The 25,701-nt window shown below is 54.4% G+C and carries 18 protein-coding genes and 4 tRNA genes; 17 read left to right on the plus strand and 5 right to left on the minus strand.

The features are described from left to right. Positions 1 to 74: 74 nt before the first annotated feature. The 7 genes from BN1127_RS20275 (at position 75) to BN1127_RS20305 (ending at position 7,548) form a co-directional block, all read left to right on the plus strand. Complete coding sequence (locus BN1127_RS20275) at positions 75 to 1,130, plus strand: glycosyltransferase family 9 protein (RefSeq protein WP_042650681.1); 1,056 nt, start codon at positions 75 to 77, stop codon at positions 1,128 to 1,130. Between the two features lie 300 nt (positions 1,131 to 1,430). Then, on the plus strand, positions 1,431 to 2,057 hold the full coding sequence (gmk, locus tag BN1127_RS20280; RefSeq protein ID WP_005326356.1) for a guanylate kinase: 627 nt from the start codon (positions 1,431 to 1,433) through the stop codon (positions 2,055 to 2,057). A 79-nt stretch (positions 2,058 to 2,136) separates the two neighbouring features. After that, entirely contained in the window at positions 2,137 to 2,412 is a 276-nt protein-coding gene (gene rpoZ, locus BN1127_RS20285) for a DNA-directed RNA polymerase subunit omega (protein WP_005307060.1), read from the plus strand. 135 nt (positions 2,413 to 2,547) lie between these two features. Then, complete coding sequence (gene spoT, locus BN1127_RS20290) at positions 2,548 to 4,665, plus strand: bifunctional GTP diphosphokinase/guanosine-3',5'-bis pyrophosphate 3'-pyrophosphohydrolase (RefSeq protein ID WP_042650647.1); 2,118 nt, start codon at positions 2,548 to 2,550, stop codon at positions 4,663 to 4,665. A 107-nt stretch (positions 4,666 to 4,772) separates the two neighbouring features. Then, positions 4,773 to 5,519, plus strand: coding sequence for a tRNA (guanosine(18)-2'-O)-methyltransferase TrmH (trmH, locus tag BN1127_RS20295; RefSeq protein ID WP_042650648.1), 747 nt, complete (start codon positions 4,773 to 4,775; stop codon positions 5,517 to 5,519). Continuing rightward, positions 5,509 to 6,549 (plus strand): alpha/beta fold hydrolase, encoded by a 1,041-nt coding sequence (locus BN1127_RS20300; RefSeq protein ID WP_042650649.1) that lies wholly within the window; start codon positions 5,509 to 5,511, stop codon positions 6,547 to 6,549. Before trmH ends, BN1127_RS20300 begins: the two co-directional genes overlap by 11 nt. A 195-nt stretch (positions 6,550 to 6,744) precedes the next feature. Next, the gene (locus BN1127_RS20305) at positions 6,745 to 7,548 is read left to right on the plus strand and encodes a Cof-type HAD-IIB family hydrolase (RefSeq protein WP_041207118.1); all 804 of its coding nucleotides are present in this window, start codon (positions 6,745 to 6,747) and stop codon (positions 7,546 to 7,548) included. A gap of 62 nt (positions 7,549 to 7,610) precedes the next feature. Here the strand turns inward: BN1127_RS20305 and BN1127_RS20310 are convergent, their stop codons facing one another. From BN1127_RS20310 to BN1127_RS20330, 5 genes are all read right to left on the minus strand, one after another. Next, positions 7,611 to 8,114 carry an RICIN domain-containing protein gene (locus tag BN1127_RS20310; RefSeq protein WP_042650650.1) on the minus strand — a complete coding sequence of 168 codons (504 nt, stop codon included), beginning with the start codon at positions 8,112 to 8,114 and terminating at the stop codon, positions 7,611 to 7,613. A gap of 173 nt (positions 8,115 to 8,287) precedes the next feature. Next, positions 8,288 to 8,364: transfer RNA gene (locus BN1127_RS20315), tRNA-Pro, on the minus strand. Positions 8,365 to 8,422: 58 nt separating this feature from the next. Next, positions 8,423 to 8,508, minus strand: a tRNA-Leu gene (locus BN1127_RS20320). 20 nt (positions 8,509 to 8,528) lie between these two features. After that, positions 8,529 to 8,604, minus strand: a tRNA-His gene (locus tag BN1127_RS20325). A 49-nt stretch (positions 8,605 to 8,653) separates the two neighbouring features. Next, positions 8,654 to 8,730: transfer RNA gene (locus tag BN1127_RS20330), tRNA-Arg, on the minus strand. A 258-nt stretch (positions 8,731 to 8,988) separates the two neighbouring features. Here BN1127_RS20330 and BN1127_RS20335 point away from each other — a divergent pair. The 10 genes from BN1127_RS20335 (at position 8,989) to BN1127_RS21910 (ending at position 25,322) form a co-directional block, all read left to right on the plus strand. Continuing rightward, the gene (locus tag BN1127_RS20335; protein WP_042650651.1) at positions 8,989 to 9,579 is read left to right on the plus strand and encodes a TetR/AcrR family transcriptional regulator; all 591 of its coding nucleotides are present in this window, start codon (positions 8,989 to 8,991) and stop codon (positions 9,577 to 9,579) included. Continuing rightward, complete coding sequence (locus tag BN1127_RS20340; RefSeq protein WP_042650652.1) at positions 9,576 to 10,682, plus strand: efflux RND transporter periplasmic adaptor subunit; 1,107 nt, start codon at positions 9,576 to 9,578, stop codon at positions 10,680 to 10,682. The genes BN1127_RS20335 and BN1127_RS20340 overlap by 4 nt, the downstream gene beginning before the upstream one ends. A gap of 15 nt (positions 10,683 to 10,697) precedes the next feature. Beyond that, a complete protein-coding gene (locus BN1127_RS20345; RefSeq protein WP_005326341.1) occupies positions 10,698 to 13,778 on the plus strand; it encodes a multidrug efflux RND transporter permease subunit in 3,081 nt (1,026 codons plus the stop codon). Between the two features lie 121 nt (positions 13,779 to 13,899). Continuing rightward, positions 13,900 to 15,858, plus strand: a complete 1,959-nt coding sequence (locus tag BN1127_RS20350) for an ATP-binding protein (protein WP_042650653.1) — start codon at positions 13,900 to 13,902, stop codon at positions 15,856 to 15,858. A gap of 76 nt (positions 15,859 to 15,934) precedes the next feature. After that, entirely contained in the window at positions 15,935 to 17,284 is a 1,350-nt protein-coding gene (gorA, locus tag BN1127_RS20355; protein WP_042650654.1) for a glutathione-disulfide reductase, read from the plus strand. 100 nt (positions 17,285 to 17,384) lie between these two features. Next, complete coding sequence (locus BN1127_RS20360) at positions 17,385 to 18,710, plus strand: tyrosine-type recombinase/integrase (protein WP_042650682.1); 1,326 nt, start codon at positions 17,385 to 17,387, stop codon at positions 18,708 to 18,710. Beyond that, positions 18,703 to 20,430 carry a hypothetical protein gene (locus tag BN1127_RS20365; protein WP_042650655.1) on the plus strand — a complete coding sequence of 576 codons (1,728 nt, stop codon included), beginning with the start codon at positions 18,703 to 18,705 and terminating at the stop codon, positions 20,428 to 20,430. The genes BN1127_RS20360 and BN1127_RS20365 overlap by 8 nt, the downstream gene beginning before the upstream one ends. A 4-nt stretch (positions 20,431 to 20,434) precedes the next feature. Beyond that, entirely contained in the window at positions 20,435 to 22,480 is a 2,046-nt protein-coding gene (locus BN1127_RS20370; protein WP_042650656.1) for a hypothetical protein, read from the plus strand. Next, a complete protein-coding gene (locus tag BN1127_RS20375; RefSeq protein ID WP_042650657.1) occupies positions 22,477 to 22,935 on the plus strand; it encodes a hypothetical protein in 459 nt (152 codons plus the stop codon). The genes BN1127_RS20370 and BN1127_RS20375 overlap by 4 nt, the downstream gene beginning before the upstream one ends. Before the next feature lie 41 nt (positions 22,936 to 22,976). Further along, positions 22,977 to 25,322: an AAA family ATPase gene (locus BN1127_RS21910; RefSeq protein ID WP_042650658.1), complete on the plus strand. Its 2,346-nt coding sequence runs from the start codon at positions 22,977 to 22,979 to the stop codon at positions 25,320 to 25,322. Positions 25,323 to 25,701 lie beyond the last annotated feature (379 nt).

Below are 25,701 nucleotides of genomic sequence, written 5' to 3' on the forward strand. Positions count from 1 at the left end.
CTGGCGCAATTTTACAATCCACAAGGGAGTTTGCATAATGCCATCCATCCATTTTGCCACCGTTGCGCCACATCATGCCGCTGTTCCAAACGCCGCCCTCCTCCATCTGCATCCTGCGGCTCTCCGCCATCGGGGATTGCTGCCATGCGCTGGCGCTGGTGCGCGTCATCCAGCGAGCCTGGCCAGAGACTCGCATCACCTGGGTAACCGGCAAGATAGAGGCCACCCTGTTTGCCGATCTGCCCGGGGTCGAGGTGATCCCCTTCGACAAGAGCAAGGGCTGGCGTGGCTACCGTGAGCTCTGGCGCACCCTCAAGGGGCGCAAATTCGATGCCCTGCTCCACCTGCAGGCTGCCCTGCGTGCCAGCATCGCCACCCTGGGCATCAGAGCAAAGATCAAACTCGGGTTCGACAAGGCGCGGGCCAACGACGGCCAGTGGCTGTTCACCAACCATCAAGTGCCTTCCCCCGCCTCCCCCCATGTGCTGGATGGTTTCCTCGCCTTCGCCAAAGAGCTCGGCATCCGAGATCTGACCCCGGACTGGCAACTGCCCATCAGCGCCGAACATCAGGCGTGGGCAAAGGAGAAGATTGGCGGCAAACCGACCCTGCTCATCTGCGCCGCCGCCAGCAAGGCGTTCAAGAACTGGACCGCCGAAGGCTATGCCGCTCTGGCGGATCACGCCGCCAGCAAGGGGTTTCAGGTCTATCTTTGCGGCGGGCCAGCCAGGCTGGAGCGGGATCTGGCTGCCGACATCCAGCGCCTGAGCCAGAGCAAGCCAGTGGATCTGGTGGGGCAGACCAACCTCAAGCAACTGCTGGCACTCATCAAGGAAGCCAGCCTGGTGCTGGCCCCCGATACCGGCCCCACCCACATGGCGACCCTGGTGGGCACGCCGGTGATCGGCCTCTACGCCCATCACAACCCGGATCGCACCGGCCCCTATCTGTGCCGCGCACATGCGGTCAGCGTCTACCAGGAGTTGATCGAGCAAGAGACCGGCAAGCCGCTGGCGGCACTCGACTGGCGTACCCGTCTCAAGGATCCGGACGCCATGCGCAAGATAACCAGCGAACGTGTCATCGCCGCCTTCGATAGGCTCTGTGCCGAGCGCCAGCTGCCGGGCTGAGGGGCAACTCGGAAATTCCGAGCCCTGAGGCAGGGATAATCTGATGGCCCCAGCCGGGTGCCGGGGGCAGAATAGCGGCCGATGTGGGTAACGCTCCCGCAGCAAGCAACGAATACTTTGATCGGCTGGAATATGATTCCGGCCGTTTTTTTATCCGCCTCCATCTGCTAACATTCGCCGCCTTTACAACCCCCTGACTCAAGAATTTCCCGCGTTTTGCGAGCGACTGTCTCCCTTTCGGGCACATGACGGCAGCCTCTGCTACAACCAAAACACGGGTCATCGCTTAAAGGTACAGACATGGCGCAACAAGGCACTCTCTATATCATCTCCTCCCCGAGCGGGGCCGGTAAGTCCAGCCTGCTCAATGCCTTGCTGACCCAGCACAACGACGCCGGCAAGATGCAGCTCTCCGTCTCCCACACCACCCGCGCCACCCGCCCCGGCGAAGAGCACGGAGTACACTACCACTTCGTGCAGGTGGAAGAGTTCAAGGCGTTGATAGAGCGCGGCGATTTTCTGGAGTGGGCAGAGGTGTTCGGCAACTACTACGGCACCTCCCGCGCCGCCATCGAGGCCTGTCTGGCCCAAGGTATCGATGTCTTCCTCGACATCGACTGGCAGGGGGCCCGTCAGATCCGCGAGCAGATGCCGACCAAGTCCATCTTCATCCTGCCCCCGAGCCGGGAAGAGCTGGAACGCCGCCTGATCGGCCGCGGCCAGGACAGCAGCGACGTGATCGCCGGCCGGATGGCGAAAGCCATTGCCGAAATGGTGCACTACGACGAGTATGACTATGTCATTATCAATGAAGACTTTGAGCAGGCACTGTTCCAGCTCAGGGCCATCATAGAGTGCCAGCGGCTGGAATTGCGCCAGCAACAGCAGGCCCAACAAAACTTGCTGCAACAGCTACTGGCAGAATAGGCCAAAAACAAGTAAACTTTTGCGTCATTTTTAAACACTGCTTTTTCAAACACAGAAAGCCCAAACACTGGAGTCCTGCATGGCACGCGTTACTGTAGAAGATGCTGTAAAACAGGTAGGTAACCGTTTTGACCTGGTGCTGGTCGCCGCACGCCGCGCCCGTCAAATCGCGGTACAAGGCAAAGATCCCCTGGTCGACGAAGAGAACGACAAGCCGACCGTGATCGCCCTGCGCGAGATCGAACTGGGTCTGGTCAACAACCAGGTAATGGATACCCAGGACCGCTACGAGCAGCAAGAGCAGGAAGCCGCCGAGCTGGCTGCCGTTGCTGCCATCGCCGAAGGCCGCGGTTAAGTCAGTCATTTCTCATGGTCGGCGCCCGCCCGGGCGCCGACTGTTCTTCCCATTTACAACCGCTCGAAAACCTCGCAAACTCGAGGGCATACCCTCAATTCTACGGATTGTCGTTTCACCGCTGCGGGGACTGTCTTGTATTTATTTGAAAACCTTAAAGAAATAGCCAGTTCCTACCTGCCTTCCGAGCAGGTTGAGAAGCTCAGGCAAGCCTATGTGGTGGCCCGTGACGCTCACCAGGGACAGATGCGTTCCAGCGGCGAGCCTTATATCACCCACCCGGTTGCCGTTGCTCGCATTCTTGGCGACATGCGACTCGATCACGAAACCCTGATGGCCGCCGTGCTGCACGATGTCATCGAAGATACCCCGGTCACCAAAGACGATCTCGCCGAGCTGTTCGGCAACGCCGTTGCAGAGCTGGTCTCCGGCGTCTCCAAGCTCGACAAGCTGAAGTTCCGCGATCGCAAGGAAGCCCAGGCCGAAAACTTCCGCAAGATGGTGATGGCCATGACCCAGGACATCCGGGTCATCCTGATCAAGCTCGCCGACCGCACCCACAACATGCGCACGCTCGGCTCATTGCGGCCGGACAAGCGTCGCCGCATCGCCCGGGAAACCCTCGAGATCTTCGCCCCCATCGCCAACCGCCTCGGTATTCATACCATGAAGAACGAGCTGGAAGAGCTGGGCTTCGAGGCGCTCTATCCGATGCGATCCCGCGTGCTGCGCGAATCGGTGCGCCGCGCCCGCGGCAACCGCCGCGAGATCATCGACTCCATCCAGAGCGAGATTGAGGGTCGCCTGCGGGAGGCCGGTATCGATGCCCAGGTCAGCGGCCGCGAGAAGAACCTGTTCTCCATCTACAACAAGATGGAGAAGAAAGAGCTGCAGTTCCATGAGGTGATGGATATCTACGCCTTCCGCGTCAGGGTGAAGGACATAGATACCTGTTACCGGGTGTTGGGGCAGATGCACAGCCTCTACAAACCGCGTCCCGGTCGCTTCAAGGACTACATCGCCATCCCCAAGAGCAACGGCTACCAGTCTTTGCACACCTCATTGGTGGGGCCGCACGGGGTGCCGGTGGAGGTGCAGATCCGTACCGAGTTCATGGATCAGATGGCCGACAAGGGTGTCGCCGCCCACTGGGCCTACAAGCAGGATGGTGACAGCTCGGGCACCACGGCCCAGATCCGCGCCCAGCGCTGGATGCAGAGCCTGCTGGAGTTGCAACAGAGCGCCGGCAGCTCGTTTGAATTCATCGAGGGGGTCAAGACCGACCTCTTCCCCGACGAGATCTACGTGTTCACCCCGGAGGGCCGCATCATGGAGCTGCCCGCCGGCGCCACCCCGGTGGACTTCGCCTACACGGTGCACACCGACATCGGTCACGCCTGCGTCGGCTCCCGGGTCGACCGCCACCCCTATCCGCTCAGCAGCCCGCTGCATTCGGGTCAGACGGTGGAGATCATCACGGCGCCGGGCGCCCGCCCCAACGCGGCCTGGCTCAACTTCGTGGTGACCACCAAGGCACGCTCCAAGATCCGCCAGTTCCTCAAGAACCTGCGCACCGAAGAGTCGGTGGTGCTGGGTCGTCGTCTGCTCAACCATGCGCTGGGCGCCAAGAACATCGAAGACATTCCGGAACCACGCATCAAGCAGGTGCTGGCCGACACCAAGCACGAGAACCTGCAGGGCCTGCTGGCCGACGTGGGACTGGGCAATGCCATGAGCGTCATGGTGGCGCGCCGCATGCTGGGTGACGAGCTGCCCCCGGAAGAACAGCAGAAATCCAGCAGCAAGAAGATGCCCATCAAGGGGGCCGACGGCATGCTGGTCACCTTCGCGAACTGCTGTCGCCCGATCCCAGGGGATGCCATCATCGCCCACATCAGCCCGGGCAAGGGCCTGGTCATTCACCAGGAGTCCTGCCGCAACATCAAGGGCTACAGCCGCGAGCCGGACAAGTACCTGCCGGTGCAGTGGGAAGTGGACAAGGAGCAGGAACAGGAATTCCGTACCGGCATCAGCATCGAGATCGTCAACCACCAGGGTGCCCTGGCGGAGCTGGCCAACGTGATTGCTGCCACCGGCGCCAACATCCACGCCATCAGCACAGAAGAGAAGGATGGCCGGGTCTATCTGGTCACCCTGCTCATCACCACCAAGAGTCGCATCCACCTTGCCAACATCATGCGCAAGATCCGGGTGATGCCCAATGTGCTCAGGGTGAGCCGACAGAAAAACTGAACACAGGCGGCGCAAGCCGCCTGCTGCTTTTAAAGAGACACTCATGGCCCCATGCAGCAGGCCGCCGGCCTTGTTGCGTGCACCAGCCTCACAGCATAGAAACCGATATGACTCCTGAACGCTTTAAACGGATCTCCGACATGCTGGCCCAGCGCCAGCTCGATTTGACCGTCTGCATGGAAGAGGTGCATAAACCTCACAACCTGGCCGCCATCGTGCGCACCGCCGATGCCATCGGCATTCACCGGGTCCACGCCGTCTGGCCCAAGACCTGGATCCACAAGCGCAAGGGCACCGCCCGCGGCAGCCAGAACTGGGTCGACGTCAAGCTGCACCCGGACATCGGCAGTGCCGTGGCCGAACTGAAAGACTCCGGCATGCAGATCCTGGCGACTCACCTCTCGGAGAGCTCGGTGGACTTTCGCACCATCGACTACACCAAGCCGACCGCCATCCTGGTGGGCCAGGAGAAGCACGGCATAGGGGAAGAGGCGCTAGCCCTGGCCGATCACCATATCGTCATTCCCATGGTGGGCATGGTGCAGTCCCTCAACGTCTCGGTGGCCGCCGCCGCCATACTGTACGAAGCCCAGCGCCAGCGCGAGCTGGCCGGCTGCTATCAGCGCGGCTGCCCGCTCGACCTGGAGGAGCAGAACAGCATACTGTTCGAGGGGGGGTATCCCATCTATGCCCAGCTCTGCAAAGAGAAAGAGATGCCCTATCCCCAGCTCGGCCCGGCCGGCGAGATCCAGGCGGACGAGGCCTGGTGGCAACGGATGCAGCTGACCCGCAAGGGCTGGGCCGCACAACAGGACGATCCCCTGGATATGGAGTATCCAACCGATGAAGTTTAACGCTCTGCCCCTGCTGGCCCTGACCCTGTTTTCTGCCGGAGCCCTTGCCGTGACCAATCCCTATCAGCTGACCACGGAAGCCGACGTCCCCGCCCTCCATCAACAGAGGCTGCCGGATTTCTGGCGCGCCCATGCCGCCCCGGGGGAGTTCAAGGGCAAGGACGGGGTGACCATCCGCTATGCCGCCCTGCGCCAGGCCAAGGTGGACAGAGCCATCCTCCTCGTCAACGGCCGGGTCGAGAGCTACCTCAAGTATCAGGAGCTGGCCTGGGATCTGTGGCGTCAGGGCTACAGCCTCTATCTGATCGACCACCGCGGCCAGGGGTTGTCGGATCGCCTGCTGGCCGACAAGGAGAAGGGCTATGTCGCCGACTTCGACGACTATGTGCTGGATCTGAAGCAGTTCCATGACGAGGTCATACTGGCGGACAAACCCGCCAAGCTGTTCCTGCTGGCCCACTCCATGGGCGGCGCTATCTCGGCGCGCTATTTGGAGCGCTGGCCAGATGATGTCGAGGCGGCCGTGCTCTCCTCCCCCATGATGGGCATCAACCTCGGCGGCCTGCCCAAGTGGCTGGCCCAGGGGCTGGCGGCCACCATGGATACGGTCGGCAGCTGGTGGGGCGAGCCCCCCTATGGCCCGGGCCAGACCGGCTATGTCTCCCATGAATTTGCCGACAACGGCCTGAGCCACAGCAAGTCCCGCTACCAGGCATTCCGCCAGCTCTATGAGCAGCATCCGCAGATCAAGCTGGGTGGGGTGACGGCCCACTGGATCCGCGAGGGCATCAAGGCCGGGGATGCCGCCATCGCAGAGGCAGACAGGATCAAGACGCCACTGCTGCTGATCCAGGCCGGGGAAGACGGCATTGTCGATAACCAGGCCCAGGACAGCTTCTGTGACCGGCTCCAGTGTGAAGGGGGCAAGCCGCTGCGGATCGAGGGGGCATGGCACGAGCTGTTCATCGAGGCCGATGCCCAGCGCCTGCCAGCCCTGACCGCGACCCTGGACTTCTTCGCCCGCTTCTAGTGGCCAGTTGCATGACTTGCCAGGGGCGTGGCCAGCGTCCTGCGTCCAGTATGGCGTCACTTGCCATCCAGGCGCAGTCTGCACCGGCACGGCATCAGACCCCAGGACTGGTTATTTTTTGGATCCCTAAATAAATGGGGTCACACCGGACGCTGGGGTACACTGCCCCGGCGTTCCACTGATGCCGAGGTAATGATGTTCAAGGTAGTTGTGTCCGATCTCGATGGTACCCTGCTCAACGGGCAGCACCAGATCTCCCCCCGCACCCGGGATACCCTGCACCGTCTGGTGGATCAGGGGATCAAGTTCGTGGTGGCCACCGGCCGTCACCATGTGGATGTACGCAGCATCCGCGATGCGCTGGGGCTGGATATCTACCTCATCACCTCCAACGGCGCCGTGGTGCACGACAAGCAGGACTCTCTCGTCTTCAACCAGGCACTGCCGAGCACGGTGGCGGCCGAGCTGATCGCGCTGGAGCGTGACCCCTCCATCCACATCAACGTCTACTACGGCGACGAGTGGCTGGTGGAAGAGGAGATGCCCTGGCTGCTGCAGTTCCATCACGACTCCGGCTTCAGCTATCGCCTGACCGATCTCGCCAGCCACCCGCTGGACAAGATCAACAAGGTCTTCTACATCGGCGAACACGAGAAACTGCTGCAGATAGAGGCAGAGCTCAACCAGCGTTATGGTGATCGGATCAACGTCACCTTCTCCCTGCCGGATTGCCTCGAAGTGATGCACGCCGGGGTACACAAGGGCAATGCCGTGCGTGCCGTGCTGGAGCAGCATGGGCTTGAGATGTCCCAGGCGGTCGCCTTCGGGGATGGAATGAATGACTTCGAGATGCTGAGCATGGTGGGCCGCGGTGTGGTGATGGGCAACGCCCATGATCGCCTCAAGCTTGCCCTGCCGAACCATGATCAAACCCTGAGCTCGGACGAGGATGGCGTCGCCGTTTATCTGGAGCGACTATTCGCCCCCGTTGTCGCCTGATCTCCTCGCCATGAGTGCAAAAGGGTGGTCTATAGACCACCCTTCTTACATTCTTGGTATCCTCACCATATCGAGCTGGGGGGCATCAGACGCTCCAGCAGGCTGCCGGTCGGCGTCCAGGTGAAGCTCTGATTGGCGCCACCGTAGCACTCGGCCAGCCGCAACGGCACGGCGGATCTGTGGCGACGACCGGCCACATCCAGGCACAGTGACACCTGTCGGTTGAACAGACGATCCCCCTGCCACTGCCATTGGTGGCTGTCATTCTCGCACCCTCCCACGACGAGGCCGTCTGTGCCCGTGGCGATCAGGCAGCCCTGCGCCAGCAGCAAGGCTCCCGCATCCCAGCTAAACAGCTGGTTGGGCCCCTGATCGCAAGGCTGGGTGAGCAGGTGGCCCTGCTCGTTCAGGGCCACGCAGAAGCCACCGTCGGTCACCAGGGTGGCCGGGGGCACCGGTGTGGACCTGGGGGCAGCCCCCAGCAGCAGGTTCTCTGGTCTCGGCGGCAAGGCACAACCGCCGAGCAGCAGTGCCATCAGGGCAAGCAGTCGGATATGAAAGGGCATGAGGTGCGTAGGCCTGTGTCTGAGTGGGTCGTGAGTATCCACTGTTCTCGTGGCTCCCGGCCAAGCATAACGAACCCGTGGCGAACAGGCGCCTGCAGAAATGTAAGCAGAGGTGACAAAGACATAGATACGCAGAAAAGCAAAAACCCCGCCGAAGCGGGGTTTTCATAATGTGGTCGGTGATAAAGGATTCGAACCTTTGACCCTCTGGTCCCAAACCAGATGCGCTACCGGGCTGCGCTAATCACCGATGGGTATTTCCAAAATACAAAGATGACCATCTGGTCATCCTCGTCATACAGCAAGTATGGTGCGAAGAGAGGGACTCGAACCCTCACACCCGGGGGGCACTAACACCTGAAGCTAGCGCGTCTACCAATTCCGCCACCTTCGCATACCTGACAAGCTGTAAAATGGGGTGGCTGATGGGGCTCGAACCCACGACAACCGGAATCACAATCCGGGACTCTACCAACTGAGCTACAGCCACCACAGCTGTTTTGTTCCACAACAACGCCCGCTTAACCGGCGCACGTTGATGGTGCGCCCGACAGGATTCGAACCTGTGACCTCTGCCTCCGGAGGGCAGCGCTCTATCCAGCTGAGCTACGGGCGCTACGCTGTCGAACGGGGCGCATTATTGATGATGGCGCCCACCTTGTCTACTCTTTTTTTGTCACAAGGAATCAAGCGATTGTTTTTCAATCTTTTTGTGCAGTTTTATACCTATTCTTCACGCTTTCGAGCCAAATCATCTTCACGTGACCCGCTTGTGCATACTCATCTTGCAGTAAACTGACTGGCATCCCTTGACTTGTCCTCTCCTCCACCTAGAATGAATGAACGTTCATTCAGTCACCGAAATCTGATCACCATGGATAAGAAAGAACGCATCTTCGAGGCGGCTCACGAGATCCTCGGCGAGCAGGGCTTCTACGGCCTCTCCATCGCCATGGTTGCCAAGAAAGCCAAGGTCGCGGCCGGGACCATCTATCGCTACTTCAGCGACAAGGATGATCTTGTCCGCCAACTCTACCTGCACACCATTCTCAAGTGTCATCCCCAGATCATGGAGGGGGTGCAAATAGAGGAGGTGTCATATCGTCAGTATCGACGTCTCTGGCTCAATATCGACGCCATCTTCACCAACTATCCCAACGCACTCAAGTGCAAATTACAGTACGAAAGTTCTCCATTGGGGGCTGAATTGGAGCGGGATCCGGTCATAATGGCGACGTGGGCGCCACTTGAGCGCTTCTTCGAGCAGGGACGCCAGCAGGGATTGTTCATTGATCTCCCCGTCCTGGTGCTACAGGCATTGAGTCTGGATTGCGTGGCCAACCTGGCACAGCAACGCCGGGTTCACGATTTTGTATTGACGCAAGAACAGCTGGAGACGGTCATCCGAGCCAGCTGGAATGCCATTTTAAACCCTAATCATTCCATCACAGGAGCCTGTTCATGAAAAAGTGGATGGCCATCATGTTGCTGATAGCACTCGCCCTGTTCGGCAGTGTCATCGGCTTCAATATGTTCAAACAGAAGAAAATTGCAGAGTTCATGGCCAATCGACCCGAGCCAGAGTTCCCGGTGACCGCCATGGTGACCAAGGCGCAAGACTGGGTCCCCACCATAGAAGCGATCGGCTTCATCGAGCCGAACCAAGGGGTCACCCTCTCCAGTGAGCTGGCAGGCACCATCGACAAGATCAGCTTCGAATCCGGGGCACAGGTCAAGGCGGATCAACTGCTGCTGAGCCTGGATTCCAGCGTGGAAAAAGCCAACCTGAACTCCTCCCAGGCCAGACTGCCTGCGGCTCGAGCCAAGTTCCAACGCTATCAGAACCTGTACCAGAAAAACTCCATCTCCCGCGATCAGCTGGATGACGCCGAAGCCGCCTACCGCTCCCTGGAGGCGGACATCGAGAGCCTGAAGGGCACAATTAACCGCCGCGAAGTCCGCGCCCCCTTCGGTGGTGTCGTGGGTCTGCGCAACGTCTTCCTCGGCCAGTATCTGGAACCCGGTACCGAGATCGTGCGGTTGGAAGACACCAGCGTGATGCGCCTGCGCTTCACCGTGCCCCAGACCGACATCTCCAAGATTTCCCTCGGCCAGACCATCAAGATCAACGTGGATGCCTATCCCCAGACCCAGTTTGACGGTCAGATCACCGCCATCGAGCCAGCGGTCAACTACCAGAGCGGCCTTATCCAGGTACAGGCCAACATCCCGAACAACGGCGGCCAACTGCGCTCCGGCATGTTCGCCCGCGCCAGCATCATTCTGCCCACGGTGAAAGACCAGATAGTGATCCCGCAGTCTGCCATCTCCTTCACCCTATATGGCGAGAACGTCTATGTCATCCATGAGGCAGACGGCGTGAAACGCGCCAAGCAGGTGGTTGTCAAGGCGGGCGAGCGTCGCGGCAATGATGTCCATGTGTTGTCCGGCATCAAGGCTGGCGATCAAATCGTGCTGTCGGGCCAGGTTCGCCTGAGCAACGATACCAAGGTGCACGTGGTCGACAACGATGCCCTTGCCGTTCCGGCACAAACCCCGATGCTGTAAGCGCGGAGATCTGCGATGCGATTTACTGACATATTCATAAAACGGCCGGTGCTGGCGATCTCGCTCAGCTTCCTGATAGCCCTGCTGGGCTTCCAGGCCATCTTCAAGATGCAGGTGCGGGAATACCCCGAGGTGATCAACACCGTCATCACGGTCAACACCAGCTACTATGGCGCCAGCTCGGATCTGATCCAGGGCTTCATCACCCAGCCGCTGGAGCAGGCGGTCGCGCAAGCCGACAACATCGACTTCATGACCTCCTCCAGCCAACTGGGCAGCTCCACGGTGACGGCCTACATGAAGCTGAACACCGACCCCAACGCCGCGCTGTCCGACATCCTGGCCAAGGTCAACTCGGTGCGATCCCAGTTGCCCAAAGAGGCGGAAGACCCTTCGGTCACCTCCTCCACGGGTTCCACCACGGCGGTGCTCTACATGGGCTTCACCAGCCCTGAGCTGAACTCCAGCCAGATCACCGACTACCTGGAGCGGGTCATCAAGCCCCAGCTGTTTACCGTAGGCGGGGTGTCCAAGGTGGACCTCTACGGCGGGGTCGAGTTTGCCCTGCGGGTGTGGCTGGATCCGGCCAAGATGGCCGCCTTCGATCTGACCGCCAGCGACGTGATGACAGTGCTCAACAGCAACAACTATCAGTCCGCCACCGGTCAGGCCACCGGCTATTTCACCCTGTTCAACGGCAATGCCGAGACCCAGGTCAGCAATACCGATGAACTCAAGCGCCTGGTCGTAGCGACCCGGGATGGCAAGGTGATCCGCCTCTCCGACATCGCCAAAGTGTCGCTGGAGAAGAGCCACGACATCTATCGCGCCAGCGCCAACGGCCGTGAGGCCGTGGTGCTTGCCATCAACGCCGCGCCGACCGCCAACCCCATCAACATCGCCCACGATGTGCTGGAGCTGCTGCCTAGCCTCAAGAGCAACATGCCGAGCACCATGCAGGTCAACATCCTGTATGACTCCACCATCGCCATCAACGAGTCCATCCACGAGGTCATCAAGACCATACTGGAGGCGGCCGCCATCGTACTGGTGGTGATCACCCTGTTCCTCGGCTCCTTCCGGGCCGTCATCATCCCCATCATCACAATCCCGCTGAGTCTCATCGGCGTGGTGATGATGATGGACATGTTCGGTTTCTCCATCAACCTGATGACCCTGCTGGCCATGGTGCTCGCCATCGGCCTGGTGGTGGATGACGCCATCGTGGTGCTGGAGAACGTCGACCGCCACATCAAGGAGGGGGAAGAGCCGTTCCGGGCCGCCATCATAGGTACTCGTGAAATCGCCGTGCCCGTCATCGCCATGACGGTGACCCTGGCTGCGGTGTACGCGCCCATCGCCCTGATGGGGGGCATCACCGGCTCCCTGTTCAAGGAGTTCGCGCTGACCCTGGCGGGGGCGGTGTTCGTCTCCGGCATCATCGCCCTGACCCTGTCACCCATGATGTGCGCCAAGATGCTCAGGGCCAACGAGACCCCGAGCAAGTTCGAGAGCACGGTACATCACCTGCTGGATCGGATGACGGCCCGCTACGACAGCATGCTGCATGCCGTGATGCAAAAGCGCATCGTGGTCATCCTGTTCGCCGTCATCGTGTTCGGCAGCCTGCCGCTGCTGTTCAAGTTCATCCCGAGCGAGCTGGCCCCGTCCGAGGACAAGGGGGTCATGGCCGTGCTGGGGACGGCGCCGTCCAATGCCAACCTGGACTACATCGAAAACACCATGGCGGACGTGAACAAGGTCCTGGATGACCAGCCCGAGATCGCCTACTCCCAGGTCTTCTCCGGGGTGTTCAACGCCAACCAGGCCTTCGGCATCGCCTCCATGGTGCCCTGGAGCCAGCGTGAGGCGAGCCAGAAAGAGGTGCTGGATCGAGTGGCCGGTCTGGTGAAGGACATCCCCGGGATGGCCATCACCACCTTCCAGTTCCCCGAACTGCCGGGGGCCTCCAGCGGCCTGCCCATCCAGTTCGTCATCACCACCCCGAACAGCTTCGAAAGCCTGTTCCTGATCGCGGGTGAGATGCTGGCGGCGACCCAGGCCAACGGCCAGTTCGTCTATTCGGATCTCGATCTGAACTACGACTCGGCCACCATGAAGATCAGCATCGACAAGGACAAGGCGGGTGCCTACGGCATCACCATGCAGGACATCGGGACCACCATGGGCACCATGATGGCAGACGGCTACGTCAACCGGATCGATCTGGATGGCCGCTCCTACGAGGTGATCCCGCAGGTGGAACGCAAGTACCGCCTCAACCCCGAGTCCATCAAGGGTTATTACGTGCGCGCCGCCGACGGCAAGTCGATCCCGCTGGGCAGTCTGATCAAGATTGAAGTGGTTGGCGAGCCCCGCGCCCTGCCCCACTTCAACCAGCTGAACTCCGCCACCATAGGCGCCGTACCGGCACCGGGTGTGGCCATGGGGGATGCGATCAACTGGTTCAAGGCCACCGCCGAAGAGAAGCTGCCGCAAGGCTATCGCTACGACTTCATGGGGGAAGCCCGCCAGTTCGTGACCGAAGGCAACGCCCTGTACGCCACCTTCGCACTGGCACTGGCCATCATCTTCCTGGTGCTGGCCATCCAGTTCGAGTCGGTACGTGATCCTCTGGTGATCATGGTGTCGGTGCCGCTGGCCATCAGCGGGGCGCTGATTGCCCTGGCATGGGGCATGGCCACCATGAACATTTACTCCCAGGTGGGTCTCATCACGCTCGTTGGTCTGATCACCAAGCACGGTATTCTGATCTGCGAGGTGGCGAAGGAGGAGCAGCTGCTGCACGGCATGAACCGGATGCAGGCCGTGATGCAGGCCGCCAAGGTGCGTCTGCGTCCCATCCTGATGACCACGGCGGCCATGATCGCCGGTCTGATCCCGCTGCTCTATGCGGCAGGTGCGGGCGCGGCCCAGCGCTTCAGCATCGGCATCGTGATCGTGGCGGGTCTGGCCATCGGCACCCTGTTCACCCTGTTCGTGCTGCCGGTGATCTACACCTTCCTGGCCTCCGAACACAAACCGCTGCCGGAATTCGACGAGTCCATTCCGGCCAAGGCAAAGGGAAGTCATTGATCCTCAGCCAACACCAACAAGGCCCCGAAAGGGGCCTTGTTTTTATCCATTTCATGACCCACGACATGAGTCCATGAAGCAGTTAAACTAAGCCGTTCGCAATCCAGACCGCAAGGATGCCATGTCAGGAATCTTCTCCAGGGCCATCGGCCTTAACGGACTCTCTTATCGTCTGCTTTCCTACATTCTGATCTGCAGTACCGTGCTGGCGCTGGTCATCACGGTGCTGCAGCTCGCCTGGGACTACAACAAGGACGTGACCGTCATCGAGGCCAGCATCGACCAGATCGAGGCCTCCTTCCTGCAACCCATCTCCGCCAGTCTGTGGAACCTGGATGAGGAGCAGGTCAAGGTGCAGATCGAAGGCATCATGAACCTGCCCAATATGCAGTTCGTCATGGTCAAGGAGATGCTGGGCAACTCGGAAGTGCCGCTGCTGACCCAGGGTGTGGAGCAGGCGCAATACGACATCTCCCGCGAATTCAGCCTCACCTATCAGGGGGAAGTGGTCGGCAAGCTGTTCGTCGCCGCCACCCTGGAGCAGGTTTACCAGCGACTGATCGAGAAGTCGGTGCTGATCCTGGTCAGCCAGACCATCAAGACCCTGGTCGTCTCGCTCTGCATCCTGGTCATCATCTATTACCTGGTGATCCGTCATATCAACCGCATCGTCAGCTACGCCCAGAAATTGAGCCTGGATCGGCTGGCGGTGGAACTGACGCTGGAGGGGCGCCCCCTGCCCCGCAAGCATCCGGACGAGTTCGATGCGCTGGCCGCCACCCTCAACCAGATGCGTACCCGCCTGAACGACGAGTTCACGGCCCGCCATCAGGCGGCGGATCAACTCCAGCAGGAGCGGGACTTCTCCGCCACGCTGATCAACTCGGCCAACATGGTCATCTGCTGCATGGAACCGGATCTCAACATCGCTAGCATCAACCCGGCCGCCATCCTGCTCACCGGTTACCATCATGAGGAGTTGCTCCAGCACAACTGGCTGGATCTCTTCGTCAGCCAGGAGCAGAGGGCCGAGCTGGCAGCCATCCTGTCGGACCAGGGCTCTCTCGATGACAGGGAAATCATCATGCATGACCAGCAGGGCCACGAGCTCGTCCTGCAGTGGACCTTCGCCCCCTTCTACGAGGGACCCAATCTCAAGTATCTGATTGGTTTCGGTTATGACATCACCCGTCTGAAGAAGGTGGAGCGGGAGATCACCCTGTTCAACGAACAGCTGGAAGGCAAGGTGGTGGAGCGTACTCGCAGCCTGAGCGATGCCAACGACCAGCTGGGCAAGGCCTATGACGATTTGAAACAGGCGCAGCAGACCCTGGTGGAGTCGGAGAAGATGGCCTCCCTCGGTTCCCTGGTGGCCGGCGTGGCCCACGAGATCAACACTCCCATCGGCATCAGCGTGACCGCCTCCTCCTATCTGCAGGAGCAGGTGGCCGACTTCAAGCAGCACCTCGAAGCCAAGCAGTTGTCACGCTCCTATCTCAACGAGTTCACCCAGAATCTCGACGAGTCGATGCAATTGCTGCAGGGCAACCTGAGGCGAGCCTCCGAGCTCATCGCCAGCTTCAAGCAGGTGGCGGTGGATCAGTCGTCCGAGGCGCGCTACAACTTCAGCCTCGCCGACAATCTGCATCAGGTGGTGGTCTCCCTCGGCTACAAGCTGAAGAAGGCCCAGTGCGAAGTCGACATTCAATGCGATCCCAAGCTGGCCATCTACTCCTTCCCCGGCAGCTTCACCCAGATCTACTCGAACCTGATCCTCAACTCCATCCATCACGGTTTCGACGGCTGGGACAGGCCCAAGAAGATCACCATCAGGGTGGAGCAGCAGGGTGACGAACTGGTCATCGATTACAGTGACAACGGCCGCGGCATCCCCCCGGAGATACTGCCGCGCATCTTCGATCCCTTCGTCACCTCCAAGCGGGGCCAGGGGGGCAGCGGGCTCGGCACCCACATCATCTACAACCTGGTGGTGCAGTTGCTCCGTGGCCGCATCCATTGCGCCAGCGAACCGGGCCAGGGAGCCCAGTTCCATATTCGCCTCCCCATCCAGCAGAACTGAGCGTCGGCTCTTGTGAGCCGGCCACTTTGTCCCCATCATGCTGTGATTGCATTCTTAACGAGCGGAGAACCTCGCAATGGCACAGCATTTTGACTATATCGCCATCGGCGGCGGCAGCGGCGGCATCGCCTCGGCCAACCGGGCTGCCATGTATGGCAAGAAAGTCGCCCTGATTGAAGCCAAAGAGCTGGGGGGTACCTGTGTCAACGTCGGCTGCGTGCCGAAGAAGGCCATGTGGTATGCCGGCCAGATCGCCGATGCCCTGAGGTATGGATCCGACTACGGCTTCGATACCACCCTCAATCACTTCAGCTGGGCCAGGCTGGTCGAGTCCCGTCAGGCCTACATCGGCCGCATCCACAAGTCCTATGAGAACGTGCTGGGCAAGAACCAGATCACCGTCATCAAGGGCTTTGCCCGTTTCGTCAGCAGCAACACCATCGAGGTTGATGGCGAGCAGTACAGCGCCGATCACATACTGATCGCCACCGGCGGCCGCCCCGAGGTTCCGACCATACCAGGTGCTGAATTCGGCATCGACTCCGACGGCTTCTTCGAGCTGCAAGCCCAACCCAAGCGGGTCGCCGTGGTCGGCGCCGGCTATATCGCCGTGGAGATCGCCGGCGTGATGCAGGCACTCGGCTCCGAGACCCACCTGGTGGTGCGCAAGCATGCGCCGCTGCGCAACTTCGATCCCATGATCCACGAGACCCTGGTGGAGATCATGGCCCAGGAAGGGCCCAGGCTGCACACCCACGCCGTGCCCAAGGCCGTGGTCAAGAACGCCGACGACAGCCTGACCCTGCAACTGGAAGATGGCCGCCATCTCACGGTGGACTGCCTGATCTGGGCCATCGGCCGCGTGCCCGCCACCGACAACCTCAATCTGGCCGCCACCGGCATCACCCTGGACGAGCAGGGCTTCATCCCGACCGACAAGTTCCAGAACACCGCCGTCGCCAACCTCTATGCGGTGGGTGACAACACGGGGCGCATCCAGCTCACCCCGGTGGCCGTCGCGGCCGGTCGTCGCCTCTCGGAGCGGCTGTTCAACAACAAGCCGAACGAGCACCTCAACTACGATCTGGTACCGACCGTGGTGTTCAGCCACCCGCCCATCGGCACCATAGGGCTGACCGAGCCGGAAGCCATCGCCGAATATGGCGAGAGCCAGGTGAAGGTCTACCGCAGCCAGTTCACCGCCATGTATTCGGCCCTGACCCAGCATCGCCAGCCCACCCGGATGAAGCTGGTCTGTGTCGGGCCGGAGGAGAAGGTGGTCGGCCTGCACGGCATCGGTTTTGCGATGGACGAGATACTGCAAGGTTTCGGTGTCGCCATGAAGATGGGTGCCACCAAGGCAGACTTCGACAACTGTGTCGCCATTCATCCGACCAGCGCGGAAGAGTTTGTTACCCTTAGGTAGCGGTGTAGGAAAAGCAACCCACACACATAAGTAAATCTGGAAAAGGCCCTGCCACCGTCTATACTGTATGTATGGTCAGTGGCATCTTCTAGGTAGATTTATGTCCTATCTCATTTCTTCAGCAGACGTATGCACCAAAACTAAGCTTAAAACCGATGCCCAAGGCGCGTTGTCTTGCGATCCCATCAGTGGCAACATTGGCTCCTTGCCCACCCTGTTTACCCAGGATGGCACCTTTAATCACGAAGCGAACAGCTACCTGTTCTATCAAAAGGCCATTAATCAAGCCAAAGACCTCTCTTCTTGTGCCAAAGCTCTTTACGCCTACTATCAGTTCCTTGAAGATAACGGCTTGACTTGGGATCACTTCCCGCCAGTAAAGCGTTTAAAGCCTACATACCAGTTTCGCTCTCATTTATTGAAACAAGTCAAACTTGAAGAGCTGGCAAAAAGCACTGCAAGTGTGCGCATGAACCATGTAGTGAATTACTACAAGTGGTTGATGCACGATGGCTACCTCAGAATCAAGAATGAGAAGGAAGCGCCCTTTAAAATTGAATTTGTCTCTGTCAAAAATACAGGGATGCTGGCACATCTCTCCCCTACCTATAACGTGCAAACCAGCGATTTGAGGATAAAAGTTGCACGTGACGCGAACAGCAAAAACGTTCGCCCCTTATCTCCATTAAGTCGTGAATCATTGGCTATCTTGACCCAGCATTTACCACAAACAGCAGAGGAACTGCGTTTACAAGTGCTGCTATCTATTGATACTGGGCTACGCATTAATGAAGTCGCAACATTAACCATTGATGCTCTAAATACGGCCACGCCACTGGCTGAAAGCCAACACCGTTATGAACTATTGCTCTCACCACAAGCAACTGGTGTTCAAACCAAATATAGTAAATCAAGACAGATTGAAATCTCAGCGCAATTGTTGGCAGTGTTGAATGAATATCGAGCCTCAGAGCGCCGCCTAAAACGCTTAACCAAACTCTACGAAAAAATTGAGCTCTTGACCGCTCCCCAAGCATCTTTTCATCAAGCGGCTATAGATACTCTTCAATGGTGCAAAAAGCACGAACCACTTTTTGTCAGCAACCAAGGAAATCCCGTAACCGCTAAATCCATCGAGGCTCGCTGGACAGAGTTCAGGACTCAGCTCAAACAGGTTCATCCATCATTTACACATCGCTTTCATGATCTGCGTTCCACCTACGGCACCTATCGTCTCAATGATCTGTTGGAAGCTAATTTTCCAGCCGTGGAGTGTATGGAGCTGCTAATGGGCTGGATGGGACACAAAAACGAGTCCACCACTTGGAAATATCTACGTTTCTTAAAACAGAAAGAGGCGTTCAAAGTAAAATTTGGGATGCTCGATAGCATCATGCATGAGGCGTTGGGTGGTAACGATGAATAATGTTACCTACATCAGTGGTTGGAATCCCAAGTTGTGTATTCAGCTTGATGACTACAGGGCTGACTTCAATCGCTGCCTTTTCAAGGGATTACCTTCGACCGTAGCATTGCAACAAGGTGGGCAATTTAACGAGGCCGACCGCAAGCAAATTATTTACCAATTGAAGTCACAGTTCGACGAAAAAATTGAAGAGGGCGGCAGTCTAGCCTCACATAAAACTATATTTGTACAAACTGCTCAGTATCTAAAATGGTGTGACGAGCATAATACACCTGCATTTACCCAGCGATCTTTAGAAGGCTATATGTCTTATATGGATACTAAAGTGATGCTAGGACAATACAAAGGAAATAGCTATAAAAAAACCCGCTCAGTCATGGTCACGTTATTTACTAAGTATCTAGAACTACCGACAAGTTATTTCGATAGAATAGTGATCAGAGACGGGAGCGATTGTGAGCCATTTGAAGCCTACAGTCGCAGCGATCTAAATCAACTGCTGCCATTTCTAAGGTCGCTGTTTAAGCAAACCTATCAACAGTTCATCCAAAACCCAGAAAAACATATTAACAGTAGCTTCAAAACAAAAACGATGACGTTTCAGTGGCAAGGGCAGCAGTACCCGCTAGCCATAGGAATAACAAAAATGATGTGCGCAGCGACCTACTTACTGTCTTACTACACTTACGCCAACACCAGTGATTTGTTCAAACTCAAACAGCCGAACAACGCCTCAACAAAGGCTGGTGAAGTGTGGTACACCATGCCAGCGTTTAAGCGTCGTGCGTTTAAAACCATCCAACTTGAGATGGGTGGACATGAATTAGAAATCCCCAAGTATGCCTTGGATTTTTTTGATAAATTGCTGGCTGCATCCAAATGTATCCATGATGGTGAAAACGCCACTTTGCTGCAAACGGTTATCTCAAAAAAAACACAACCTTTAACATCAAAGGTGCTAGAGACCTTCCTGAGTATATGGGTCGAAAAGCACTTTACCTTTACCGATCAAACTAACCGCCGCTTACGGCCAGTCATAAGCCGTTTTCGCGAAACAGGAGCACAGTTAACAGCTTACCACCAAGGTGACTTGGCTAACGATCTCATGCTCAACAATACCCCTAAAACGCGCAAAAAACATTATAGCGAAGGGAGTAAAATCGCTAACAATGGCATGATGCAAGATACTATTTCCATTCGTGAGGCGCAGATAAAAAATAAGATTGACGTAAAAGAGGCACAGAAAAGCTTAGGGATTGAGGTACTAGTTATTGATGCGGAATATAATGTCAACCTCCCTAATTTAAGTCGAACACCCAACGGTGGAAGTTGTAAGGCCCCCTTTGGCGAAAGGTCTGATAAATACTCACGCAAAGCGCAACAGCATGGACTACTAAAAGAGGGGGAGCGTTTAGCCTGCGCAGATCTGCTAGCTTGCTTCGGCTGCCCTGACCAAGTAATAGTTCAGTCTGTTTCTGACATTTGGTGTTTACTGTCGTTTAAGGCATGTATTGAGGAGTCGCTGTATCTACATTTGGATGCCAGCCACTACCGAAAAAATTTCCAGAAAATCATTAACTTTATAGATATAAACATATGTCCGACCATCAATAAAAAGATACTAAAGCAAGCCGAAGAAAAGTTAAACGACGAAGGTTTACACCCAGCCTGGGACGACAGTGCATATCTGTTAAATCTGCTACCCCCACCCAGAAGGTAAAACAATGGACACGACACACCTCTATTCCAGCAGTTTTCCTGATCAGCATAAAGTTCAGGACATAGATGTGGTCAAACTCTACCATGAAGGGCAATTTGACAAACTTGATATTGTCACAGTCTGCAAAGACAGAGATGGTCAGGTTACTGCCTGCTTTGGACAAAATGTTTGGAATTGCATGCCATTTTCTCGAAAAAAAAATGCAAACAACCTTAATTTCAAAGAGTTCGACTCTACGCCAAAATTGCAACGAGAGCTTAAACTTATCACCTATGGCTGGTTATTTAACAAAAGTCCTAAGAATATAAAGGCAGTGAAATTTTCGAGTGTATATGTTCGGCTTACGGCAATTAAACGCGCTTACCAGTTTTTATTTAAAAGCAATAACAGCTCCCTAAGCGCACTATCTCATTCAAATATCTGGGTAGAGTTTGAGAACTATTTGATATCCCAAAAATTCTCCCAGAGTGCGCTCGAACAAACTTTTGTTGCAGTTAATGCTGCGACTGACTTTGCCTCGTGGCACAAGTTAGAATTGGGCTTAACTCCCATTAAAGCCAATATAAAAGCGAAGTCCCTCAGTTCGAAGGAGGCGCAACAAACTCTCGTGATTCCAGAGCGTTTATGTGATGCCATCTATGGTAAAGCGATTGAGTTAGTAGAGAGTGCTTACCCACACCGGAAACTAATTTCAGACACAGAAAAAGTCCTACAAGAAAACTATAATATAGCTAAGAGCAACTTGGATGTGAAGATTAAATCTGGCTCAATGTTTTCTTTTATTAACATGGATGGGAGCATCAACAGACATAAATACGCTTCTGCAATCATAGATAACAAACCTCAAGAGCAGAGAAAAATTCTATCCACTTTAGCCAAAAAACTCCCCAGCATTAAATTAATGCATGGAGAGCATTTCCAACGTTACTTATCAAATCTCATCACCGCAAGTTACATTATCTGTGGCGGCTTTAGTGGAATGCGAGACTCGGAACTGAATAAACTGGCTCCTGGCTGTTACTACAAAGATACGTTCGAGGGGCGGGATTACCACATGCTGCAATCTCACAGCTTTAAGCTAGGTGAAAAGCGTGAAACATGGGTGACGGCTGCATCATCAAAAATTGCCATTGAACTGATGACCGTACTTACGGAAAACTGGCGAAAAGACGTTAACTACCCGAATGAAAAATACGCCAATACACTATGGGTAAATCAATATAAACGCTCAAGACCTCCTGTACTTATCAACAATTGGAGTGAGCGATTAAAGCGCTTTTGTCGGCAGTTTGATTTCTCTGTTACCGAAGCCGACTACCAAGAGTGCCTTATGTCTAATCCTCGATCATTGGTACGCGTGAAAGAGGATGTAGTACCAGGGCAACCTTGGCCTTTGACTCCACACCAATTTCGGCGCACGCTGGCATTTTATTGCATTAAAAACCGCTTTGGCACCTTGGTTGCGCTTAAGCAACAGTTTAAGCATCTATATTTGTCTATGACGGAGTGGTACACCAATGGCGGCAAACTAGCTAATCTGCACAATTTAAAAGTTGATGACAAGATGCGTAACTTGTTGGCAGATATTAATGCCGAATGCACAGCAAATAGAATTTTCAAGCAATGGCACTCGGATGAAACACTGTCAGGAACTCATGGTAAGGCCATTATGAAGATGCGCGGTGATGTGCCAACCATTTATGGCTCTTGGGAGGTGATTTACAAAGCGGTTAAAGAGGGGAAACTAACCCTTCATGGCTCTATGCACAGCTATTGTAAGTCGGGATATGACTGCGATATGGATGGTGTGGTCACACCACAATTTTGCGTAGATTGTGGTTCTGGCAGTAGCATTATTGACGAGCAACAAGCCACATGGTGGCAGAAAAAACACAGCAGTTTAATCGCCTATATGGCGTCAGGTGACGATATTTCTGTGACCGAACGCAGCCATTACATCACTCAGATACGAGCAGCAGAAAATGTAATGTCAGACTTTGGCATGATATTTACCCTCTTTGAGCCGGGACTTAAGGTAACGACAGTATGAACAAAAGCGAGAACACCTTAATGATCTTAGAGGCGGCGTTGGAACGCATCATACAAGGTCAGCCTAAACGTATCCCTAAGAGCCGCAAACTTAGCGTCAGAGCTGTAGAGGAGGAGGCTAACCTAGGCAATGGCAGCGGCTATTACTACCCTGAGTTTGTTGCCAAGGTAAAAGCCGCCAAAGCAAAAATCTCTACAGATAGAGGCAACCTGGTAGTGCCAGAGATTCAGGCCGTGCGAGCCAAGCTCAACGAGCAAAAGCGAATTAAAACGAACTACAAGGAGAAGTACGAGGCTGAAAAAAACAAGCTGGCATTGTTTGCTGCCGCTCAGCATCACCTTAACGATAAGTTAGTTCACGCTTTGACTAGAATTGATGAATTGGAGTATGAAAATTCAGATTTAAAGAATAGGCTTGCTGAGCTAATGCGCAATAATATTGCGATTTTAAAATAAATATATAAATAAGAAAACCATCAACTTTCAAGGGATATTTTATGCTAGAAAGAATTCAAATGATTAGAGACATTGGCAACTATAGCGGAGCTGCTACTGGACAGTTTAGATTTTCTAACATAAACGTGATTTATGGAGAGAATAGAAATGGAAAAAGCACATTTTGTGACATTTTTTATTCTCTCTCATTGAATGACCCTCAACTTATCCTCGACAGAAAATCTATCATCCCAAATAGAAACCCAGCTCAGATCCAACCGCTAGTTGAACTCAAGTTTGATGGTCAAAGACAAGCCGTAAGGTTTGCAAACTCAGTATGGGAAACTCAACCACCTGTAGATTCTAAACTTTATATATTTGATCATGATTTCATCCATCGAAATGTGATGACAGGATCAACCTATAATCGTGAAAACTCCACAAATATGTCAGGGTTTATATTAGGTGAAAATGCCCAACTGTTCGAAGCACTAGAAGATCGAAATCAGCAGCTAAGATCTGACAGGAGTGCCCTAGCTGACTACGAGCGTGAGTTAAATAGACATGAGATAGGTAACTTCAATACATTTATAGCATTACCCACTCCGACTAAAACAATTCATGAGTTTGATGTAGACATTCAAAAAGCCAAAGAAGCACAGGAAGATCTAGCAGCTAAAATTGCTACTATCAATCAAGTCGCACAATACCCCAATCTTGAAACCATCACCCCAAAGTTATCTATTAATGACAAGGCACAGCGCATAAATAACCTCCTTTCTTTATCGATGGAAAATGTCCACGAAGCATCAAAAGCGATCGTTACAGCCCATAAAGCACGTATTTTAAATAGTGATTCTTTTGATGGTTGGGCCGCAAATGGTTTAACTCACTTAGATAAAGATTGTCCTTTCTGTGGCCAAACTTTGGATGAAAATGCGCAACACCTAATTGAAAGCTATCGGACTGCTTTTGACGAGGCATTCCAAAATTTTGTTGTAAGTACCAAAGCGAATATAACTCAGCTTCAAAATGAACGTCTTTTAGATTTTCCATTAGAATCCATAAATCAAAAGCATGAACGCAACTTAACTATACTAGCTAGCTACATGGACGCAGGTGTAAAAGAACAGCTAGAGGAAAATCAGTATGCTCCATTGTTGCATGAAAAACTTTTACTTGTTACGAAATCTCTAGATGAAGCAAATGCATTGTTGGCTGAGATAATTAGGTTTGTTCGGAGCTCACTAACTGAAAAATATGATATTCCATATCGCGCTATGGAAATTATTGACTTTAGTGTACTCCAATCCAAATTGGTGGAACTAAATAGCTATATCTCAGAATATGAGGCAATTACGATAGCTGCTAATGAAATTCTGACGAAATTCAAAGAGACTCTAGATGCAACAGCCATTTTGGAAAGTAAACAAAATGAATCCCAAAAAGAAGCAATATTAACAATAGAGCGCAAGAGACGCCTTCTAGACGAAGAATGTGCAAAATATATTGCTCTCAAAACAAAAATTGAAGCAGATAAAGTGCAATATGACGCTGATAAAACAGCTTTAGAACAAGCACAAGAAGTGTTTTTAGATACATATTACACCGAAATAAATACTCTCTTTAGAGCCATTGGCTCCTCAGATTTCAATATTTCCCGCAGAGTGAACAGAGGTGGGGTTAGAATTGTTTATGACCTTGAAGTAACGTTCAAAGGTCAATTGATTAACAACGCCAAACTGCACTGTCTGTTCAGTGAGTCTGATAGGAGAGCACTAGCTCTATGTATTTTTCTGGCAAAGATACACCAACTTTCGGATGAAGAAAAAGGCAAAGCAATTTTGATCATGGATGACCCTGTTACTAGCTTTGATAATGAGCGTATATCCAACATCTTGCGTGTTCTTTTTGCACTTAAACCATCGATTAAGCAAATGATTATAACCACTCATTACAGAGGCATGGCATCGGCAATAATGAAAAAATTCAATGATGCGCAGGCGTTGAAAATAATTCAAACTGCACATGGTTCTACTTTTTGTCAGACCACAAAAGAAGAAATGACAGCAACGGCTCACGATGAGCGGTACATGGAAATTATGGGTTTTGTAAATCGACTTACACAAGACAACAAAATTACAAAACTACGTCCTTTTATTGAAGATGAGATGAGACAAAGATATAGATTGCCATTGGCAGCCTTAAACCTGACTGATAGCGATACGTTTAGCGATTGTATTAATGCCCTTCGAGATAACGGACATATTCAAGATCATGTAGCAACATCTCTTCATGATTTTAGAACAACCCTTAATGTGCCTGCGCATGAATTAGATTTGTGGACTCTTGATGACTCAAGATCTTATGCAGAGGGAATGATGAATTTCATTTATCACGACTTGTAATCTCCTTCATAATCTGGAAAAAATCCAATTTCTGAATGCTTTTTAGGAAAAATTTCAATAATCTCTAATTTTTCTGGAAAAAGCTTACATGCCTTACAATTAATGGGTTTGCAGAAAACCTCCAGACTATATGTGTGTAGGTAGTTTGTCACGATGCGCTAAGCACGTCGAAGCCGGCCTGATCACCATCAGGCCGGCTTCGACAACTGAATTCTCCTTTACACCCCTACTCCCGACTGCATGAAAGAGTAGGCCACCACACGCCAACTACTTCCAGTAGCAGCGCTATCACCACACGGCGAGATTCGACCTCGGTCTGCGCATCAGTACCGCCATCACACTGCGGCTCTTCAACTGTGGGCTGTCAGGTTGGATGGCA

This window comes from Aeromonas media (genome assembly GCF_000819985.1).
Taxonomy (GTDB): domain Bacteria; phylum Pseudomonadota; class Gammaproteobacteria; order Enterobacterales; family Aeromonadaceae; genus Aeromonas; species Aeromonas media.

Coding starts and splice junctions, on each gene's coding strand:
- BN1127_RS20275 (WP_042650681.1), top strand. CDS start 75: ATGCCGCTGTTCCAAACGCCGCCCTCCTCCATCTGCATCCTGCGGCTC.
- gmk (WP_005326356.1), top strand. CDS start 1,431: ATGGCGCAACAAGGCACTCTCTATATCATCTCCTCCCCGAGCGGGGCC.
- rpoZ (WP_005307060.1), top strand. CDS start 2,137: ATGGCACGCGTTACTGTAGAAGATGCTGTAAAACAGGTAGGTAACCGT.
- trmH (WP_042650648.1), top strand. CDS start 4,773: ATGACTCCTGAACGCTTTAAACGGATCTCCGACATGCTGGCCCAGCGC.
- BN1127_RS20300 (WP_042650649.1), top strand. CDS start 5,509: ATGAAGTTTAACGCTCTGCCCCTGCTGGCCCTGACCCTGTTTTCTGCC.
- BN1127_RS20305 (WP_041207118.1), top strand. CDS start 6,745: ATGTTCAAGGTAGTTGTGTCCGATCTCGATGGTACCCTGCTCAACGGG.
- BN1127_RS20310 (WP_042650650.1), bottom strand. CDS start 8,114: ATGCCCTTTCATATCCGACTGCTTGCCCTGATGGCACTGCTGCTCGGC.
- BN1127_RS20335 (WP_042650651.1), top strand. CDS start 8,989: ATGGATAAGAAAGAACGCATCTTCGAGGCGGCTCACGAGATCCTCGGC.
- BN1127_RS20340 (WP_042650652.1), top strand. CDS start 9,576: ATGAAAAAGTGGATGGCCATCATGTTGCTGATAGCACTCGCCCTGTTC.
- BN1127_RS20345 (WP_005326341.1), top strand. CDS start 10,698: ATGCGATTTACTGACATATTCATAAAACGGCCGGTGCTGGCGATCTCG.
- BN1127_RS20350 (WP_042650653.1), top strand. CDS start 13,900: ATGTCAGGAATCTTCTCCAGGGCCATCGGCCTTAACGGACTCTCTTAT.
- gorA (WP_042650654.1), top strand. CDS start 15,935: ATGGCACAGCATTTTGACTATATCGCCATCGGCGGCGGCAGCGGCGGC.
- BN1127_RS20360 (WP_042650682.1), top strand. CDS start 17,385: ATGTCCTATCTCATTTCTTCAGCAGACGTATGCACCAAAACTAAGCTT.
- BN1127_RS20365 (WP_042650655.1), top strand. CDS start 18,703: ATGAATAATGTTACCTACATCAGTGGTTGGAATCCCAAGTTGTGTATT.
- BN1127_RS20370 (WP_042650656.1), top strand. CDS start 20,435: ATGGACACGACACACCTCTATTCCAGCAGTTTTCCTGATCAGCATAAA.
- BN1127_RS20375 (WP_042650657.1), top strand. CDS start 22,477: ATGAACAAAAGCGAGAACACCTTAATGATCTTAGAGGCGGCGTTGGAA.
- BN1127_RS21910 (WP_042650658.1), top strand. CDS start 22,977: ATGCTAGAAAGAATTCAAATGATTAGAGACATTGGCAACTATAGCGGA.